At 68.8% G+C, this 17,042-nt stretch carries 19 protein-coding genes; all 19 read right to left on the reverse strand.

The features are described 5' to 3' along the window. Positions 1–83: 83 nt before the first annotated feature. The 19 genes from ACW5IY_RS21305 to ACW5IY_RS21395 all read right to left on the reverse strand — a co-directional run bounded on the left by ACW5IY_RS21305 (position 84) and on the right by ACW5IY_RS21395 (position 16,973). Positions 84–524, reverse strand: coding sequence for a hypothetical protein (locus ACW5IY_RS21305; protein WP_010482305.1), 441 nt, complete (start codon positions 522–524; stop codon positions 84–86). A 62-nt stretch (positions 525–586) separates the two neighbouring features. After that, a complete protein-coding gene (locus tag ACW5IY_RS21310; RefSeq protein ID WP_049435978.1) occupies positions 587–1,825 on the reverse strand; it encodes a beta-ketoacyl-ACP synthase in 1,239 nt (412 codons plus the stop codon). After that, on the reverse strand, positions 1,825–2,556 hold the full coding sequence (locus tag ACW5IY_RS21315; protein ID WP_006401885.1) for a 3-ketoacyl-ACP reductase FabG2: 732 nt from the start codon (positions 2,554–2,556) through the stop codon (positions 1,825–1,827). Before ACW5IY_RS21315 ends, ACW5IY_RS21310 begins: the two co-directional genes overlap by 1 nt. Beyond that, positions 2,553–3,008: an ApeP family dehydratase gene (locus ACW5IY_RS21320; RefSeq protein ID WP_049435980.1), complete on the reverse strand. Its 456-nt coding sequence runs from the start codon at positions 3,006–3,008 to the stop codon at positions 2,553–2,555. Before ACW5IY_RS21320 ends, ACW5IY_RS21315 begins: the two co-directional genes overlap by 4 nt. Further along, positions 3,005–4,189 carry a beta-ketoacyl-[acyl-carrier-protein] synthase family protein gene (locus ACW5IY_RS21325; protein ID WP_049435981.1) on the reverse strand — a complete coding sequence of 395 codons (1,185 nt, stop codon included), beginning with the start codon at positions 4,187–4,189 and terminating at the stop codon, positions 3,005–3,007. Before ACW5IY_RS21325 ends, ACW5IY_RS21320 begins: the two co-directional genes overlap by 4 nt. Further along, positions 4,186–4,743, reverse strand: coding sequence for a DUF3261 domain-containing protein (locus ACW5IY_RS21330; protein ID WP_049435982.1), 558 nt, complete (start codon positions 4,741–4,743; stop codon positions 4,186–4,188). The genes ACW5IY_RS21325 and ACW5IY_RS21330 overlap by 4 nt, the downstream gene beginning before the upstream one ends. Next, positions 4,731–5,981, reverse strand: a complete 1,251-nt coding sequence (locus ACW5IY_RS21335; protein ID WP_049435983.1) for an NAD(P)/FAD-dependent oxidoreductase — start codon at positions 5,979–5,981, stop codon at positions 4,731–4,733. The genes ACW5IY_RS21330 and ACW5IY_RS21335 overlap by 13 nt, the downstream gene beginning before the upstream one ends. 53 nt (positions 5,982–6,034) lie before the next feature. Next, positions 6,035–8,389: an MMPL family transporter gene (locus ACW5IY_RS21340; protein WP_049435985.1), complete on the reverse strand. Its 2,355-nt coding sequence runs from the start codon at positions 8,387–8,389 to the stop codon at positions 6,035–6,037. Continuing rightward, positions 8,382–9,005, reverse strand: coding sequence for an outer membrane lipoprotein carrier protein LolA (locus ACW5IY_RS21345; RefSeq protein WP_192840215.1), 624 nt, complete (start codon positions 9,003–9,005; stop codon positions 8,382–8,384). Before ACW5IY_RS21345 ends, ACW5IY_RS21340 begins: the two co-directional genes overlap by 8 nt. Before the next feature lie 2 nt (positions 9,006–9,007). After that, on the reverse strand, positions 9,008–9,439 hold the full coding sequence (locus tag ACW5IY_RS21350) for an acyl-CoA thioesterase (RefSeq protein WP_043034444.1): 432 nt from the start codon (positions 9,437–9,439) through the stop codon (positions 9,008–9,010). After that, positions 9,426–10,976: an HAL/PAL/TAL family ammonia-lyase gene (locus ACW5IY_RS21355; protein WP_049435987.1), complete on the reverse strand. Its 1,551-nt coding sequence runs from the start codon at positions 10,974–10,976 to the stop codon at positions 9,426–9,428. The genes ACW5IY_RS21350 and ACW5IY_RS21355 overlap by 14 nt, the downstream gene beginning before the upstream one ends. Beyond that, complete coding sequence (locus ACW5IY_RS21360; protein ID WP_049435988.1) at positions 10,966–11,907, reverse strand: LpxL/LpxP family acyltransferase; 942 nt, start codon at positions 11,905–11,907, stop codon at positions 10,966–10,968. The genes ACW5IY_RS21355 and ACW5IY_RS21360 overlap by 11 nt, the downstream gene beginning before the upstream one ends. Before the next feature lies 1 nt (position 11,908). Next, positions 11,909–12,679, reverse strand: coding sequence for a glycosyltransferase family 2 protein (locus ACW5IY_RS21365; RefSeq protein ID WP_049435989.1), 771 nt, complete (start codon positions 12,677–12,679; stop codon positions 11,909–11,911). Then, complete coding sequence (locus tag ACW5IY_RS21370; RefSeq protein ID WP_197638490.1) at positions 12,669–14,354, reverse strand: AMP-binding protein; 1,686 nt, start codon at positions 14,352–14,354, stop codon at positions 12,669–12,671. The genes ACW5IY_RS21365 and ACW5IY_RS21370 overlap by 11 nt, the downstream gene beginning before the upstream one ends. Continuing rightward, positions 14,347–14,898, reverse strand: a complete 552-nt coding sequence (locus ACW5IY_RS21375) for a COG4648 family protein (protein WP_049436063.1) — start codon at positions 14,896–14,898, stop codon at positions 14,347–14,349. Before ACW5IY_RS21375 ends, ACW5IY_RS21370 begins: the two co-directional genes overlap by 8 nt. A gap of 22 nt (positions 14,899–14,920) precedes the next feature. Next, positions 14,921–15,178 (reverse strand): acyl carrier protein, encoded by a 258-nt coding sequence (locus ACW5IY_RS21380; protein ID WP_006402206.1) that lies wholly within the window; start codon positions 15,176–15,178, stop codon positions 14,921–14,923. A gap of 17 nt (positions 15,179–15,195) precedes the next feature. Next, positions 15,196–15,453, reverse strand: coding sequence for a phosphopantetheine-binding protein (locus ACW5IY_RS21385; protein ID WP_005411610.1), 258 nt, complete (start codon positions 15,451–15,453; stop codon positions 15,196–15,198). Then, a complete protein-coding gene (locus tag ACW5IY_RS21390; protein WP_049435993.1) occupies positions 15,440–16,237 on the reverse strand; it encodes a lysophospholipid acyltransferase family protein in 798 nt (265 codons plus the stop codon). Before ACW5IY_RS21390 ends, ACW5IY_RS21385 begins: the two co-directional genes overlap by 14 nt. Beyond that, on the reverse strand, positions 16,230–16,973 hold the full coding sequence (locus ACW5IY_RS21395) for a beta-ketoacyl synthase chain length factor (protein ID WP_049435994.1): 744 nt from the start codon (positions 16,971–16,973) through the stop codon (positions 16,230–16,232). Before ACW5IY_RS21395 ends, ACW5IY_RS21390 begins: the two co-directional genes overlap by 8 nt. Between the last annotated feature and the right edge of the window lie 69 nt (positions 16,974–17,042).

The following is a 17,042-nucleotide window of genomic DNA, read 5'->3' on the forward strand; positions in this document are numbered from 1 at the left end:
GACGGCGTGATCGACGGCGTTTCCCCGGCGGGGTTCAGCAATGTGGCGGCGGCGTTCAGCCACGGCCGCCACCACGCAGGCGCTTACTTGACCTTGGCGTAGGTACCCTTCAGCGCGACGCCGGCGAGGATCGCACCGGCGTAGCATTCGTAGTTAGTGCTGCTCTTGAACTCGTTCTTCTTGTAGTAGCTGACGATGTCGACCACGGCGTTGGCGCCGCGCGACTTGGCGCCGTCCTGCAGCGCGCGCAGCGCCGACAGTGCGACCCAGCGGCAGGCCTCGGCATCGCTCTTGTTGGCGGCGTTGGTCTTCTTGTTGGTCACGTCTTCGCCCAGGCGCTGCTGCACGCTCACCGGCTGGCCGGCCAGGTAGAAGCGGACGCTGCCGTCGATGCCGGCGTCCTTGGCAGCCTGCGAACTGACCAGTTCCTGCAGGGACTGCTCCACGCGGGTATCGCGGGCAGAAGCGGTGGAGGCCAGGGCCAGCAGTGCGGTGGCCGTGGCGATCATCAGGGTGCGGCGCATCGGAACATCTCCTTGTCGAGGGTGCGGGTAGGTTGCGGGAACAGCGGCGGTGGGGCGGTGGATCACTCGCGCCAGCGACGGAACACCAGCGAGGTGTTGATGCCGCCGAAGGCGAAGTTGTTGCTCATCACGTACTCGGCCTGCAGTTCGCGGCCTTGGCCGGTGATGAAGTCGAGCTGGCCACAGCGCGGGTCGACCTCGGCCAGGTTCAGGGTGGGCGCGAACCAGCCAGCGCGCATCATCTCGATGCTCATCCAGGCCTCGAACGCACCACAGGCGCCGAGCATGTGGCCGACATAGCTCTTCAGCGAGCTGATCGGCATGCGGCTGCCGAACACCTGCGCGGTGGCCTGGGTCTCGGCGATGTCGCCGTGATCGGTGGCGGTGCCGTGGGCGTTGACGTAGTCGATCTGCGCCGGCTCCAGGCCTGCATCCTCCAGCGCCAGGCGCATGGCCTGGGCCATGGTGTCGGCACTGGGCTGGGTGACGTGCTGGCCGTCGCTGTTGGTGCCGTAGCCGACCACCTCGGCAAGAATGGTGGCACCGCGCGCCTGCGCGTGCTCCAGGTCTTCCAGGATCAGCGTACAGGCGCCCTCACCCAGCACCAGGCCATCGCGGCCGGCATCGAACGGGCGCGGCGTGGTCTGCGGCGCATCGTTGCGCACGCTGGTGGCGAACAGGGTGTCGAATACCGCCGCAGCGGTGGCATCGAGCTGCTCGGCACCGCCGGCCACCATCACCGTCTGCTTGCCGCTGCGGATCGCTTCATAGGCCGCGCCCACGCCCTGGCTGCCCGAGGTGCAGGCGCTGGAGGTGGTGTAGACGCGCCCGGACAATCCAAAGAACACACCGATGTTGACCGGCGCGGTGTGGCTCATCATCTTCAGGTAGGTGGTGGCACTGATGCCTTCGGTGGTGAATTCGTTGAGCATGCGGCCGAATTCGCCGGTGGCCTCGTGGCTACCGGACGAGGAGCCGTAGGCCACGCCAGTACGGCCGCTGCGCAGTACTGGATGCTCGTGCAGGCCGGCTTCGCGCAGCGCCACCTCGGTGGCGCGCACCGACATGATCGCGACCTTGCCCATCGAGCGGGTGGTCTTGCGGTTGTAGTTCGGCGGCAGCTCGAAGTCCTGCGCCGGCGCGGCCAGCTTGGTGTTCAGGCCGGCATAGACATCCCATTCGGGCATCGTGCGCACGGCATTGCGGCAGCTGCGCAGGTGCGCTTCGATGGTGGGCCAGTCGTGGCCAAGCGGACTGATGGCGGCAGCACCGGTAACCACCACGCGACGATCGGCGGCCATCAGAGCATGCCCCCGTTCACCGAGATCACCTGGCGGGTGATGTAGCCGGCCGGCTCGGACAGCAGGAACGCCACCGTGGCCGCCACTTCGTCGGGGCGGCCGACGCGGCCGGCGGGAATCAGCTTGAGCGCGTGCTCGATCACTTCATCGTTGAGCATTTCGGTCTCGATCAGGCCCGGGGCCACGCAGTTGACGGTGATCTGGCGGCTGGCCAGTTCGAGCGCCAGGGCCTTGGTGGCACCGATGATGCCGGCCTTGGCGGCACTGTAGTTGACCTGGCCGCGGTTGCCGGCCAGCCCGGACACCGACGACAGGGTGACGATGCGGCCCGGCTTGCGCCGACGCACCATCGGCATGATCAGCGGATGCAGCACGTTGTAGAAGCCATCCAGATTGGTGTGGATGACCTGGTCCCAATCCTCCGCCGACAGTGCCGGGAAAGCACCATCACGGGCGATGCCGGCGTTGCAGACCACGCCGTAGTACGCGCCATGCGCCTCGACATCGGCCTCCAGCGCGGCGCGTGCGGCCTCGCGGTCAGCCACGTCGAAGGCCAACACGCGGGCCTGCTGGCCCAGTGCATGGATCTCGGCCACCACGGCCTGTGCCTCCTCCAGGCGGCTGCGGCAATGCACCACCACGTCGAAGCCATCACGCGCGATGCGCAGCGCGATGGCCCGGCCGATGCCCCGGCTGGCGCCGGTCACCAGCACGCTTCGATTCCCTGTCATGCCTGTCCACTCTCCAGATAGGCCATCGCGTCGGCCGGTTCGAATACCGACACGTTGGCTGTCGCCCATTCGTCCTCACCTGCCAGGATGCGGCAGGCGAACATCCCCAATCCATTGTCACCCAACAACTCGCAGCGCGCCTGTACGCGCAGCCGCGAACCGGCGGGGAAGCTGCTGCGCGCGCTGCTGTAGCGGCGGCTGCCGAGCAGGAAGCCCAGCTGCGGCGGCTTGCCGGCCGCACGCGCGCGGCAGCCGGCCCAGGCCGCGATGGCCTGCGCCATGTATTCGATGCCGACCCACGCCGGCACTTCGCCGTTCTCCACGAACAGGCCGGCCTCGGGCACCACCAGTTCGGCCTCAAGTGTGTCCGGGTCCCACCGGATGATGCGCTCCAGCAGGCACATGTCCTGGCGGTGCGGCACCACGTCTTCGATTGCGTACAGCGTGTTCATCGACGCTCCAGTGCCAGCACGGCGTTGCTGCCGCCGAAAGCGAACGAATTACTCAGCACCCGTCGCGGCGGCTGCGCCAGGCGGGTGGCCGGTGCGACCAGCGGCAACACCGGCAGCGCGGGGTCGGCCACGCCGTCCCACCAGTGCGGCGGCAGCTGCTGCTGCGGGTTCTCGGCCAGCAGGATCCAGCACAGCGCGGCCTCGATCGCGCCCGAGGCACCCAGCGTGTGCCCGGTCAGCGGCTTGGTCGAACTGGCTGGCACGCTGTTGCCCAGCACCTGCGAGACCGCCAGGCTTTCCATCGCATCGTTGTGGCCGGTGGCGGTGCCATGCAGGTTCACGTAATCCACTTCGTCGGCGCCCCAGCCTGCGCGCAGCAGCGCCTGCTGCAGCGCGTCGATGGCACCCAGCCCCTGCGGGTCGGGAGCGGACATGTGGTGCGCGTCGGCCGATTCGCCCCACCCGGCCAGGCACACCGGGCCGGGCTCGCGGGTGAGCAGGAACAGCGCGGCGCCTTCACCGATGTTGATGCCGGCGCGGTGCTGCGAGAACGGGTTGCAACGCGACGCCGACACCGATTCCAGCGCGCTGAAGCCAGCCACGGTGAAGCGGCACAGCGAATCGGCGCCACCGGCGATCACCGCATCGACGATGCCGGCGCGCAGCATGCGCGCGGCTGACATCAGTGCCTTGGCACTGGACGAACACGCCGTGGACAGGGTCCACGCCGGTCCCTCTGCGCCGCTGCGCTGGCGCACGAACTGCGCGGCGGTGCCCATTTCCTGCTGGGCGTAATCGAAGCCCTGCGGCCACTGGCCCTGCTCGGCGTGGCTGCGCAGGGCCTGCTCGGATTCACCGATGCCCGAGGTGCTGGTGCCCAGCACCACCGCCACGCGCTCGGCACCATGGCGGGCAATCGCCGCGGCCACCGCCGGTGCGATCTGCGCCAGCGCCACGTCCAGCAGGGCGTTGTTGCGCCCGCGCAGGGCCACCGGCAGGTCTTCCAGCGCCGGCAGCGGCGTGCGGACCTCTCCCAGCGCCAGGGTGCGCCCCGGCAGCAGGCTGTCGTTGTCGCTGAGCCCGCCCGGCACGTCGGCGAACATCGCCGACGCGACAGCGGCGCGGCCATCGCCGAGCGCGCAGACCACGCCCAGGTCGTTCAGGTAGATCGGTGCACTCATCGGTCCTGCCCGGCCATATCGATCGATTCGATGCGCAGCGCATAGCCTTCGGCACGGTTGTCCAGCTGCACGCTGCCATCGTCCAGGCGCTGCAGCAGCAGCCACACCGTGCCATCGCGCGACAGGCTGCGCTGCTGGCCGTCATCGCTGACCTGCCAGCCGGCCGGTAGCGCGGCAGCGATGGCGGCGGTCGGCCACAGCGCGAACTGCAGGTCATCCAGCACACGCTCGGCACGCACCTGCGGCGGCAACCACGGCGCACGCTGCTGGGTCAGCTGTCGGCCGTCCCATTGCAGGCGCACACCGGTCTGGCCCATCGCCTGCACCGCCAGTTGTACCTGCTGGGTGTCGGCTTCCAGCAGTGCGTCGAGATCGCGTTCATGGCTGCCGAAGCGGAAATGCAGCTGCTGCTGCAGGGCCAGCGGCGCCGGCAGGCTGGCCGGTGACAGGCGCAGCGGCGGCAGCTCCACCTGCGGCTTGGGCATGCGGCCGGCACAGGCGGCCAGCAGCAGGCACAGCAGCAGTGCTGCGGTACGGGCGATCACGCGCTGCACAGCTGCTCCAGGACGCGCATGCGGCGGCCGCTTTCGTCGGCCACATACGGGTTGTTGGTGTCCCAGGCGTAGCCGGCCAGGATGGAGCTGATCATGTCGCGCACTTCGGGCTGCTGCTGCGGGTGGTAGATGATCTTCTGGAAGCCGCCCTCGTACCAGCTTTCGACGAAGCGGCGGAAGGTCTTCACGCCGGCACGCAGCGGGATCGAGAATTCAGCTTCCCAGTCGACGGCTTCACCGGCATAGCGGCGCGCCAGGCATTCGCTGGCCAGCTGCGCGGACTTGAAGGCGATGGTCACACCGGACGAGAACACCGGGTCGAGGAACTCGCCGGCGTTGCCCAGCAACGCGTAGCCGGGGCCCCACAGCGAGCTGACGTTGGCCGAGTAGCCGGTGATGCGGCGCACCGGCAGCACCGCCCATTCGGCGTTGGCCAGCAGGCGCGTCAGGTTGGGGTCCTCGCCGACGATGGCCTGCAGCTTCTGCAGGTCGTCACCCTCGTAGCGTTCGAAGAACGACGGTTCGGCAACCACGCCCAGCGAGCAGCAGCCATTGGAGAACGGAATCGTCCAGTACCAGACGTCGATGTGCTCGGGGTGGGTGGTGATCAGGATCTTGTTGCGGTCGAAGTCCGCTTCGGCCGGAATGTTGTCGCGCACGTGGCAGAAGATCGCGCCGCGCACCGGGAAGTTGGACGGCGACTCCAGCTGCAACAGGCGCGGCAGCAGGCGTGCGAAGCCGGAGGCATCGAGGATGAAATCGGCCTCGATGCGGTATTCGCTGCCATCCGGGCGGCGTACGTTCACCGTGGGCTGTTCACCGGGTTCGACCGACAACACTTCATCACCGAAACGCAGCGTGGTGCCCATGCGCTCGGCACCGCGTGCCAGCACGTTGTCGAAGTCGGCGCGCTGCACCTGGTAGGTAGTGCCCCAGCCTGGCGAGAACTTCTTCCTGAAATCGAACGCGGTGCGCGCTTCGCCGTGCACGAAGGCGGCGCCGTTCTTGTACTGGAAGCCGGCCTCGACCACATCCTGCAGCAGCCCGGCCGCTTCGATGTATTCCATGCTCTGCGGCAGCAGGCTTTCGCCGATGGAGAAGCGCGGGAACTGCTGGCGTTCCAGCATCAGCACCTGGCGGCCCTGCTGGCGCAGCATCGCCGCGGCCACGGAGCCGGCCGGGCCGGCACCGATGATCAGGATCTCAGTACGTTCGACAGCATCCACAGCAGTATTCATCGGTGCGTCCTTGTTGCTCGATCAGGTGGAAAGAAGGAAGTCGGAAGACAGGTTCAGGCGGGCGGCAGGTCATGCGGCGGCGGCCGGAACAACGGCGAGATCAGCCAGACCAGGCCGATGCCGAACAGCAGGGTCAGGCCGAACGCGCGCAGCGCCGGGGTCTGCGACAGGCCCAGCAGACCGAACGACAGCCAGGTACTGGCCGCACCCACGCACACCGCCAGCCAGGCGCTGGCATCGCCACGGTGCTCGATCAGGAAGATGCCGTAGTCGATGCCCATGCCCAGCAGCAGCATCAGTGCCAGTACGTTGAACAGCTGCAGCGGCTGGCCGAACAGGCCCAGCAGGCCCAGGGTCAGCGCGCCGGCGATCAGGGTCGGGGCAAACACGCGCCAGGCCTGGCGGCGGTAGCGCAACCACAGCGCACCGAACACCAGTGCAATGCCGACCAGCAGCAGCCCACCCATCAGCTTGCGATAGTGGCCGAGCAGCTGCGAGAAATCGGCGGTGCGGTCGACCCAGCGCACGCCCGGCAGGCCCTCGGCCGCGCCACGCAGGGTCGTCAGTGCATCGGCGCGTGACAGGTCATCGACCATCACCACGCTGATCATCTGCCCGCCGACCTCACCCACCCACAGGTGACGGAACGGCTGCGACGCCGGCGAGGCCAGGAAGGCTTCAGCGGTGAGCGGCGCGGCGGCGAACTGCGGTCGCTGCAGCGGTTCACCCACGGCCTCGGACACGGCCGACAGCACGCCAGGTTCCACCTTCGCGGTCAGCGCGGCATCGGCCTGCTGGCGCGCCGGCGACGGCAGCCAATCGCTGATCGCGCGATAGCCACCAATGCGCTTGTCGTTGGCCAGTACACGCAGGCGCTCGGTCAGTGCTTCCTCGCGCTGCAGCAGCTGCGCGGCATCCGCGCCCTGCACCAGGTAGAACTGCGCCGGGCTGGGCATGCCCAGCAGCTGGCTCAGGCGGATCTGCTGGGCCATCAGCGCCGGCGGCGACGACTGCAGGCTGCGCAGGTCGTCGTTGCTGTGCAGGCGCGCGATGCCCACCGCTGACAGCGCCAGCGCGGCCACCACGAAGATCGCCACCGGGCGGCGGCCGTGCAGGCGCGGGAATCGCTCAAGCGTATTGCCCAGCCACTGCGAGAAACGGGTCTGGCGGATCTCGCCACCATCCAGCCACGGGAACCAGAAGATCACCGTGAGGAAGGCGGCGGCCAGGCCGACCACCGAGAACAGCGCCATCTGGCGCAGGCCCGGGAACGGCGCCAGGCCCAGCGCCAGATAGGCCAGCGCGCTGGTCAGCAGGGCCAGCCACAGGCCCGGCAACAGGTGCCTCAGCAGTTTCCAGCGGCGATCGGCCGGCTCGGCCTGGCGCGAGGCGAACCAGTGGATGCCGTAGTCCTCGGCCACGCCCACCAGCGACGCGCCGAACACCAGGGTCAGCACATGCACCTTGCCGAACACCAGCACGGTCACCGCCAGCGCCACGCCGCAGCCGATCAGCAGCGAGGCGGCGACCAGCAGGATCGGCCGCAGCGAGCGGAATGCCAGCCACACCAGCAGAAGCACCGCCGCCAGCGAACCCCACCCGATGGTGTTGATCTCCTGATTGGCCTGCACCGCGGCGGCCTCGGCATGCAGCGGCACGCCGGCATGCAGGATTTCCAGCTCCGGCGCTGCGGTCTTGGCCGCCTTTCCGGCCCGCTCCAGCAGGCCATCAAGATGGCGCTCGCCATCGAGCTGGAACGCCGAACCCGGCGTATCGAACTGCAGCGCCGCCCAATGCTTGCCCTCGGCCTCGAGCAGGCCGTCATCGCCCAGGCGCAGGCCCGAACCCTGCGCCTGCTGCTGCCACCACTGCGGCCACAGCGACAGCGGGTCCTGTCGCCAGTCGGTCAGGCGCGGCGCGCCCATCGGGCCGTACAGTGCAGCCAGCGCCTGCTCGGCCAACGCGCCCGGTTCACTGCCCTGCAGCTGCTCGCGCTGGGCCGGGGTCAGCAGGCGGTCGCGGTACGGCGCGTAGAACGCGCGCGCCTCATCGAACCAGCCTTCGATCGAACCACTGGGCACCAACAAGGCGTGGTCGGCGTCCTTGGCCATGGCCGCCGCAAAGGCCGCCTGCGCGCGCTTGGCGGCCGCGCTGTCCTTGCTGCCGAGCAGCACCACCACCTGCCGCGAACTGCCATCGGCGATGCGCCGGGTGACGTCGCTCAACAGGCGGTCATGCGCGTCCTGCGGCAGCAGGGCGAGGATATCGGTGTCGATCCGCGACTCCTGGCTCCACAGGCGCCATTGCTGCGCGCCCATCACCAGCAGCACCAGCAGCCAGGCGATGCCCAGCCAATGCCACCAGCGCCGCAACCGGTCCGGTGCGTTCGATGCCACGGCCTCACTCAAAGCGGCGTGCCTCATCGGGGTTCAACGTGGCCGGGGCCTCGCTCAACGCGCTGAACTGGATCTGCGTGCGGTCCTTGTTGGCCTCGACGATCTCCACCTGGCGCACATAGCGGTCACCCTGCAAGGTCAGCGATTCGAAGGCCTTGGCCAGCATTGCCGACTTCGGTGTCAGGCGCAGGCGCCAGCCCTGCCCTTCGCGGCTGGCAGCAACATTGAACTGGCTGGACAGCGCCTGCACGTCGCCGCTCATCAGCGCGAACATGATCGCGTTGACCGAGCGCATCGCCGGCTGCTGCCGCGCGTCGAGCTCGACGCGGGTGCTGCCATCGCGCTGGCGGCTGAGGATGCGGTCGGCAGTGACCACCACTTCAGAAGGGAAGGGCTTGAGCGTGGTCCAGATCACGCCGTGCTGGCGCGCGACCACGAACCGGCCCTGCGAGCGCAGTGGGTTCTTGAAGCCGCTGACCTGTTTTTCCTGGCTGAACTGGCCACGCAGCACGTCGGGCCGCGCCACCGCCTGGGTGACCGCATCGACGGCGGGGTCGGCCGCCCGTACACGCGGTACGGCCGCCAGCAGCAGCGCGCACAGCAGCACGCTCGAAACACGGGCAAGCATCGTCACGGCGCAGGCACTCCCAGGCGTTCCCACAGTACCGGCGGGCACTGGTACAGCATTTCCTTGCTGGCCGCGTCCACCGCGACCTGGATGGTCATCGCGCGGGTCAGCACCTGGCCGCTTTCCGCATCGAGAATCTCGTACTCGATCTTCAGCCGGTTCTCCCATTCCACGATGCGCGCGATCACGCGCAGGGCCTGGTTGAACAGCAGCGGGCGCACATATTTCACCCGTGCATCGACCACCGGCCACAGGTAGCCCGATTCGAGCATCTGCGGGTAGTCGTAGTCGTAGCGCCCGAGCAACGCGCAGCGCGCGATCTCGAAGTACTTGAAGTAGTTGCCATGCCAGACCACGTTCATCGGGTCGCAGTCATGGAAGGCGGGAGTCAACGCAATCTCGCCAACCCGTTCAATGGCCTCATTCACCGGCATACAGCTCCCAACGTTGCGCGCGGATCTCCACCAGCAGTTCCCGCAGTTCGCGATCCAGCGCGCGGTCTTCTTCAACCAGGGCGATGCGCTGCCCCAGGTCGGCGTACATGTCGGCCAGACTGCCATGCAGCTGCGCGTTCAGGCCAACCCGTTCGCGCAGCGCCAGGCCCTGGCGGGCGGCGATCAGCATCGCCGCCACCACCTGTTCGGTCAGTTCGATCACCCGCAGGCAGTCGCGCGCGGCGATGGTGCCCATGCTGACCTTGTCCTGGTTGTGGCATTCGGTGGAACGCGAGAACACGCTGGCCGGCATGGTCTGCTTCAGCGCTTCGGCGGTCCACGCCGAAACACTGATCTGCAGCGCCTTCAGGCCATGGTTGATGGCCGCGCGCGGGCCGGTGGCCGCCGACAGGTTGGCCGGCAGGCCATGGTTGTAGCGCGCATCCACCACCAGTGCCAGCTGCCGGTCGAGCAGATCGGCAACATTGGCCACGGTGTTCTTCAGGGTGTCCATCGCCAACGCGATGTGGCCGCCGTAGAAGTGGCCGCCATGCAGGATGCGCTCGCCATCGGCATCGATCAGCGGATTGTCGTTGGCGCTGTTCAATTCGGTTTCGATCAGCTGGCGCAGGAACGGCAGGCTGTCCTCCAGCACGCCGATCACATGCGGCGCGCAGCGCAGCGAATAGCGGTCCTGCAGGCGCTGTTCATTGCGCGGCGGGCGCTCGCTGTGCAGGTCGCTGCGCAGGCGCGAAGCGATGCGGCCCTGGCCCGGGTGCGGCTTGGCCGCGAACAGGGTCACATCGAAGTGGTGCGCGTTGCCGTCGCTGGCCAGCACGTTGAACGCGGTCAGGCGCGTGGCCATGCGGGCCAGGTAATCGGCGCGCTGCCAGGCCAGGCAGGCCAGGCCGGTCATCACCGCGGTGCCGTTCATGATCGCCAGGCCTTCCTTCGGCCGCAGCTTCAGCGGGGTCATGCCGATCTTGGCCAGCACCTCGGCCGCCGGCTGCACGCGGCCGTCGTGCAGCACCTCGCGCTCGCCACACAGCACCGCCGCTACGTACGACAGCGGGGTCAGGTCACCACTGGCACCGACCGAGCCTTCGGCCGGAATCATCGGCAGCACGTCGTGCTGCAGCAGGGTGGCCAGGCCTTCCAGCAGCGGCACGCTGACACCGGACATGCCGCGCACCAGAGAGGCCAGGCGCGCGGCCAACACCGCACGGGTCTCGACCGGGTCCAGGTAACGACCCAGGCCACAACCATGGTAGGTGTAGAGGTGGTGCGGCAGTTCAGCCACCAGCGCCGGCGGGATGTTCACCGTGCACGAGTCACCGTAGCCGGTGGTCACGCCGTAGATCACGCCATCCTCGCGCAGCAGTCGGTCGAGGAAGTCGGCACCGCGCTGGATGTGCGCGCGGAACGCCGGCGCCTCACTCAGCGCGGCCTCGCGCTGGCGCTGGGCCAGGGCAACCACGTCTTCGATGGTCAACGGTGCATCGCCAAAGCGGCACACGGGTACGGCGTCAGTCGTCATGCGGAGCCTGATCCCAGAAGGGGAAGAAATTGAACCAGTCCAACGGGGACTGGATGACCTGGAGTTCCAGCCAGCGCGCGAAGCGCTGTGCCTGTTCGGCCAGTGCCGCATCGCGTGAGCCACGCGGCAGCACGATGCGTTCGGCGAACTGTTCAAACGCCACGCGATAGCCTTCGCCCTGGTGCAGGCAGGCCATGGTGTAGACCGGGCAGCCCAGCGCGGCGGCGAGCACGTAGGCGCCGATCGGGAACGGCGCCCGGTGGCCGAGAAAATCGGCGGTGACGCTGCGACCGCCCTGCACCGGCGTGCGGTCACCGACGATGGCGACAAAGCCACCGGCCGCCACGCGCTCGGCCAGCATCACCGCCGTGGCCGGGCCCATCTCGGTGACCTGCACCAGTTCCACCGCCGCCAGCGGGTCCAAGCGCTGCAGCAGGCGGTTGAAGCGCTGCGCATGCGCGGTGTGCACCAGCACGGTGATGCGGAACCCCTGCACCTGTTCGGCCAGCACCTGGCACAGTTCCAGGCAGCCGATGTGCGCGGTGAGGATCAGCCCACCTTCGCGGCGCGCGATCTTCTCCAGCACCAGGTCACGATGCAGGTGGATGCGTTCGGCCGGATAGCGCCCGCCCAGGCCGAGGATCTTGTCCAGCATCGTGTCGGCGAAGGCGAAGAAATGGCGCAGGCTGTCGCGCCGTGTCGGCGTGCGACCGAGCGCGCCGCTGTGCGCCTGCAGCCGCTGCAGGTACTGCATCGAGGCCTGGCGCCCTACACGGTTGCCCAGCCAATGGCAGGCCACCACTGGCCACACGCACAGGCGGAACGGCCAGCGCCCGAACCAGCGGTGCACCCAGCACAGGAACAGCACGCCGGCCACCGACGTCGATTCGCCGATGTCGGCCCAGTGCGGGGCACCCTGCGCGGCCGCCATCTCAGTGCCGCCCCCGCAGGCGGCGCCACAGCAGGCGAGGTGCGCGCCAGAGCATGCCGAAGAACAGGCGGGTATGCATGCGGCTGATACGCACGTTGTCGCGCCACACATCGAAGTGCGACACGCCATCGGCGGGATAGGTCACGCGCGTGGCCAGGTGCTCGACCGGCAGCTGCCGCCAGTACAGGCGCACCATCACCTCGGTATCGAAATCCATGCGGCGGCCGATGGTCTCTTCATCGATCAGGCGCAGCACCGCCGGCAGCGGATACACGCGGAAGCCGCACATGGTGTCGCGCAGGTGCAGCGAAAGCGTGTTGATCCAGACCCAGATGTGGGTCGCGTAGCGCCCGTACAGGCGCGCCTTCGGAACACTGGCGTCGTAGGCCGGAATGCCGCAGATCACCGCCTCGGGATGGGCGCGCGCCGCTTCGATGAAGCGTGGCAGGTCAGCGGTGTCGTGCTGGCCATCGGCATCGATCTGCAGCACGTGGCTGTAGCCACGCGCACCGGCTTCGGCGAAACCGGCCAGCATTGCCCCGCCCTTGCCCTGGTTGATGTCCAGGCGCAGCAGGTCGACGCCCTGGCGCTGTGCCAGCGAGCGCAGTGCATTCGCGCACGCCTCATGCGAGCCATCATCGACCAGCAGGCACGGCAGGCCGGCGGCCTGCACGCCGTCGACCACTGCCGCGATGGCGTGCTCGTGGTCGTAGACGGGGATCACCACCAGTGGCGCGAACGCGGCACTGGCAACGGCCGGATCAGTCCGCATCGGCGAAGACCACCTTGCCGCTGGCATGCACACCGTGGCTGGAGGTGTAGCGGAAGGCCAGCACGTTGCGTGCGGCGTCCCAGTCCAGCTGCAGGGTCAGCTCATCGCCCGGGCGGGCCACATGCTGGAACTTCACCGCATCCATGCGCAGGAACGCTGCCGGCATCGCGAACATCTGGCGGCCAAAACGCACTGCCCAGTCCAGCTGCGCCACGCCGGGCAGGATCGCCGCCTGCGGGAAGTGGCCCTGGAACGGCCGCAGCGCCGGGTCGAGGGTCATGCGCAGGGTGGCGCTGGCGGCGTCGCGGCGGTCCCAGACCGGCACTGGCATCAGTGGCTGGAACAGCGCTGCCAGCGCCGCCTGGGTGACCTTGCCCTGTGCGTTGATCGGCAGCGTCGGCACCAGCCGCCAGCGGCGCGGCCGGGTGACCGCGTCATGTGCCTGTGCCAGGCGCGCGCCCAGGCGCTGGCCCAGCGCGCGGCGCGCGGCGTCACCGCCCTCCAGCAGCGCCAGGTCGGCCGGCACCACCACGGCCGCCAGCTGCTCGCGCTGGCCGGGCAGGACCAGCACGCGCACGTCGTCCACTTCGGCGTCTTCGCGCAGCGCGCGTTCGAGCGCATCCAGCGAAACGCGGCGTTCTTCGATCTTGACGATGCGGTCGGCGCGACCCAGCAGGCGGAAACGGCCATCGGCCAACGCTTCGACGCGGTCCTGGGTACGCCACCAATCCGGGGTTTCCAGATGCGCGGAGGCCACCGCCAGGCAGCCGTCCTCGATGCGCCACTGCACGCCCGGCAGCGGCTGCCACGGCGGCAGGTCGGTATCCCAGCAGCGCCAGGCGATACCGCCGGTCTCGCTGCTGCCATAGACCTCGGTCGGCGCCACGCCCAGCCACTGCCGCACCTGCCGCGCCGCGTCTTCCGGCAGCGGGCCACCGGAGGAGAACACCGCACGCAGGCGGCCATGCAGGCTGGCCCAGTCGAGCTGCTCGGGCAGGCGCTTGAGGTGAGCCGGGGTCGCCACCAGCACCGTGTCGGTACCGGCCAGCGCGCCTACCAGGTCTTCATGGAAGAACCGGCGTGGATGGATCAGGCGGCCGGCGGCCAGTGGCCACAGCACGCGGAACAGCAGGCCGTAGATGTGCTGGTGGGACACCGTGCCATGCACCTGCACGCCTTCCAGCTGCGCGCCGAACGCGGCCTGCAGCGCATCCACCTCGCGCGCCAGCTGGTCCATGCGCTTGCTGATCGCGCTCGGCTGGCCGGTACTGCCGGAGGTGAACACGCACAGTTCGCAGGCGCGCTCGTCCAGCGCCTGCAGTTCGTCGTCCAGCGCGGCGTCCAGCGCCGCCAGCGGGCGGTAATCGGCGGACAGGTCGCCTGCGAAACCGCTCACCTGCGGCTGCAGCACCTGCAGCGTGGCCGGCAGGTTGTCGGCGGCCAGGAACACCCGCTTGCCGGCATGCCAGGCGCCGAACAGCGCCGCAGCAAAGGCCACGGCATCGTCGAAATACAGGGCCCAGTCACGGCCTTCGGCGGCCGCAAAGGCCGCGCGCCAGGCCAGCACGCGCTGGCGGAAGCGAGCGTGGTCGATCACCTCGCCATCGCAGACGCCAACATTGCGCTGCGGCCGCGCCTCCAGCAGCAGCCGGTCCAGGGCAATCCACTCAGCCATGCGCGTGCGCCGCCTTCACCCGCCGCCGCACCAGCCACTCACCTGCGAACAACACGCCCATCATCACGTACGCCAACAATCCGTTGTAGAGCATCCAGACCCGGTCCGACGCGTACAGCGCGGTCAGCAGGGCCAGGCTGCCGTTGAGAACGAAGAAGCCACACCACACCTGGGTGACGCGGCGGGTATAGGCCACCGCGAACGCTGGCAGGTCCGGTTCCTGCAGCCGTGCCAGGCGTTCCACCAGCGGCGGGCCGAAACGCAGGCTGGTGCCAAACACCGCCAGCATCACTGCATTGACCAGCGCCGGGTACAGCTTCAGTGGCAGGGCCTGGTTGAGCACGGTAGCCAGTACCGCCAGCAAGCCGGTGCCAGCCGCTGCGGCCCACCACAGCGGCTGGCGCGAACTCAGCGCGCGCAGCAGGGCCAGGGTGAACAGCAGCAGCGACAGCCAGCGTGGCTCAAAGCGGCCCATCGCCAGGTACACCAGTACCGGGTAGGCCAGCGAGATCGCAGCCACCACGACCGTGCGTGCGCGTGCCATGGTGGAGCCGCCGGCGCTGCGGTCAGGCGGCTGCCTGGTCCGGCAGCAGCCTGTGCACCACATCAACGATGTCCTGCACGGTACGCACGGCCTTGAACGCTTCCGGCTGCAGGTTGCGGCCGAGCAGCGGCTTGAGCTGCACGATCAGGTCCACCGCATCAATGCTGTCGATGTCCAGGTCGTCGTACAGGCGGGCCTCGGGCGTGATCCGGGCGGTTTCGATCTCGAAGCTGTCGGTCAGGATGCTGACGATGCGTTCGAACAGTTCATTCTTGGTCATGGCAGGTCCTGGCACCGTTACGACTGGCGGGCGGCGACGAACTCGCCGAGCGCGCGCACGCTGGAGAAATGGCGACGGGTTTCTTCCGAATCGGCCGAGAGGCTCACACCGTACTTCTTCTGCAGCGCCAGGCCCAGCTCCAGCGCGTCGATCGAATCCAGGCCAAGGCCCTCGACGAACAGCGGCGCGGTCGGATCGATGTCCTCCGGCGTGATGTCCTCCAGCGAAAGGGAGGAAATGATCAATTCCTTGATCTCGTGCTCAAGTGCTTGCACGGTTCGGATCTCCAGACAGGTCGAAATAACGAGAAAGGTGCTCGGTGACGCGACGGGCTGCCAAGGCATCCCCCCTTGGCGAGTCGTCTTCGGCCAGAAATGGCGCGATCGGGATATCTTCGCCGATCTGCAGCCGAACGTGAAAGCGACGTGAGGGGACACGATACCACTTCTGCCCCTTGGTCAACGTTGGCGGGCTGCAGGTGATCCGCACCGGGGTGATGTCCAGGCGGCCGCGCACGGCGATGTTGGCCGCGCCCCGCTGCAGCCGCGGCGGCTGTCCGGGCACGCTGCGGGTGCCCTCCGGGAAGATGACCAGGGTGCCGCCGGCATGCACCGCGGCCACGCAGTCATCGACCAGGCCGGCGCCATCGTCATTGGCGATGTAGCCGGCGGCCCGCACCGGACCGCGCATGAACGGGTTGCAGGCCACGGCCCGCTTGACCACGCAGTCGGCGTTGGGAAGCAGCGAGATCAGGCAGACCACGTCGATCAGGGTCGGGTGGTTGGCCAGCACCAGCAGGCCGTCGCGCTGCAGGCGCTCACCGCCCTCGATCTCGTAGGTCATCACCCCCAGCCCGCGCATCAGCCGCAGGTGGCTGGCGAACGCGACCTGGACCACGCGCCGGGCGCGGCGGCGGCGCGCCACCGGGTCACGCATCAGCAGCAGTACCGGCATCACCAGAACGCCGAGCAGCACCCCGCCCAGGCCAAACGCGACGAAGCTGAGGCCGGTGCCAAACACCCGCCAGGCATGGTCGAGGCGGCGCAGCAGCTCAGCCACGGCGGCTCCAGCACCAGCGCTGGCCGTGGGCCACGTGTTCCAGTGCCGGCGCGCCGGACAACAGGAACCGGTGCAGGTCCAGCGCATGCGGCAGCAGGCCGGGCGCAGTGCTGGCCTGGCCGTCGGCCGGCTGCCACTGCAGCGACAGCGTCGGCCGGCCCTCTGCCGGAGCGGTCAAACGCCAGCACCATGCAAAGAACGGATCGGGTTCGTCGGCGAACGTCGCGTAAATTTCAGGAAGTGGCGACTCGTAGACCACTACCCGTACCTCGCGGGCGCCATCGGCAAGCAGGCCGACGGCCTCCAGGCAGGCCGTCTCCACCGTGGCCTGGCCCGCCGCCAGCGCCAGGTAGTTGCCGCGGTGGCCGCGGGCGATGGAATACAGCGCGGCGATCGCGTTGTGCACGGACAGGCCGAATCCGGTCGGCGACAACGGCTGGTCGCCGACCAGCGCGCCCAGCAGGTCCATCGAGCGGGCCACGTCGCCGTGGCGGCTGGCGAACACCAGCGGCACGTCACTGTCGGCGCCCTGCCCGTCCTCGCACCAGCACGCGGCCTGGATCGCCATACGACCCAGCCGCTCGATGCGACGGCGCTGCATCGCCGGCACTTCGGCCAGCGCCGGCGTGTCCCCGCCATGCGGCAGGTACGGCGCATCGGCCCAGCCCAGCCACTGGCTGCGCTCACTCAGGCCGGGCGCCCAGGCGGCCCAGTCGACGATGGAAAATTCGATCATTTGGCGATGGTGCTTCAACGGGAGAACGATAGGCACGAGCCATTACGGCGACGCGCGGCGGCCCCCCGT

The sequence above is a fragment of the Stenotrophomonas sp. C-A genome (assembly GCF_054030835.1).

What these genes read in the sequence shown, in the direction of transcription:
- ACW5IY_RS21305 (WP_010482305.1), bottom strand. Translation starts at nt 524, where the DNA reads ATGCGCCGCACCCTGATGATCGCCACGGCCACCGCACTGCTGGCCCTG.
- ACW5IY_RS21310 (WP_049435978.1), bottom strand. Translation starts at nt 1,825, where the DNA reads ATGGCCGCCGATCGTCGCGTGGTGGTTACCGGTGCTGCCGCCATCAGT.
- ACW5IY_RS21315 (WP_006401885.1), bottom strand. Translation starts at nt 2,556, where the DNA reads ATGACAGGGAATCGAAGCGTGCTGGTGACCGGCGCCAGCCGGGGCATC.
- ACW5IY_RS21320 (WP_049435980.1), bottom strand. Translation starts at nt 3,008, where the DNA reads ATGAACACGCTGTACGCAATCGAAGACGTGGTGCCGCACCGCCAGGAC.
- ACW5IY_RS21325 (WP_049435981.1), bottom strand. Translation starts at nt 4,189, where the DNA reads ATGAGTGCACCGATCTACCTGAACGACCTGGGCGTGGTCTGCGCGCTC.
- ACW5IY_RS21335 (WP_049435983.1), bottom strand. Translation starts at nt 5,981, where the DNA reads ATGAATACTGCTGTGGATGCTGTCGAACGTACTGAGATCCTGATCATC.
- ACW5IY_RS21345 (WP_192840215.1), bottom strand. Translation starts at nt 9,005, where the DNA reads ATGCTTGCCCGTGTTTCGAGCGTGCTGCTGTGCGCGCTGCTGCTGGCG.
- ACW5IY_RS21350 (WP_043034444.1), bottom strand. Translation starts at nt 9,439, where the DNA reads ATGCCGGTGAATGAGGCCATTGAACGGGTTGGCGAGATTGCGTTGACT.
- ACW5IY_RS21355 (WP_049435987.1), bottom strand. Translation starts at nt 10,976, where the DNA reads ATGACGACTGACGCCGTACCCGTGTGCCGCTTTGGCGATGCACCGTTG.
- ACW5IY_RS21360 (WP_049435988.1), bottom strand. Translation starts at nt 11,907, where the DNA reads ATGGCGGCCGCGCAGGGTGCCCCGCACTGGGCCGACATCGGCGAATCG.
- ACW5IY_RS21365 (WP_049435989.1), bottom strand. Translation starts at nt 12,679, where the DNA reads ATGCGGACTGATCCGGCCGTTGCCAGTGCCGCGTTCGCGCCACTGGTG.
- ACW5IY_RS21370 (WP_197638490.1), bottom strand. Translation starts at nt 14,354, where the DNA reads ATGGCTGAGTGGATTGCCCTGGACCGGCTGCTGCTGGAGGCGCGGCCG.
- ACW5IY_RS21375 (WP_049436063.1), bottom strand. Translation starts at nt 14,898, where the DNA reads ATGGCACGCGCACGCACGGTCGTGGTGGCTGCGATCTCGCTGGCCTAC.
- ACW5IY_RS21380 (WP_006402206.1), bottom strand. Translation starts at nt 15,178, where the DNA reads ATGACCAAGAATGAACTGTTCGAACGCATCGTCAGCATCCTGACCGAC.
- ACW5IY_RS21395 (WP_049435994.1), bottom strand. Translation starts at nt 16,973, where the DNA reads ATGATCGAATTTTCCATCGTCGACTGGGCCGCCTGGGCGCCCGGCCTG.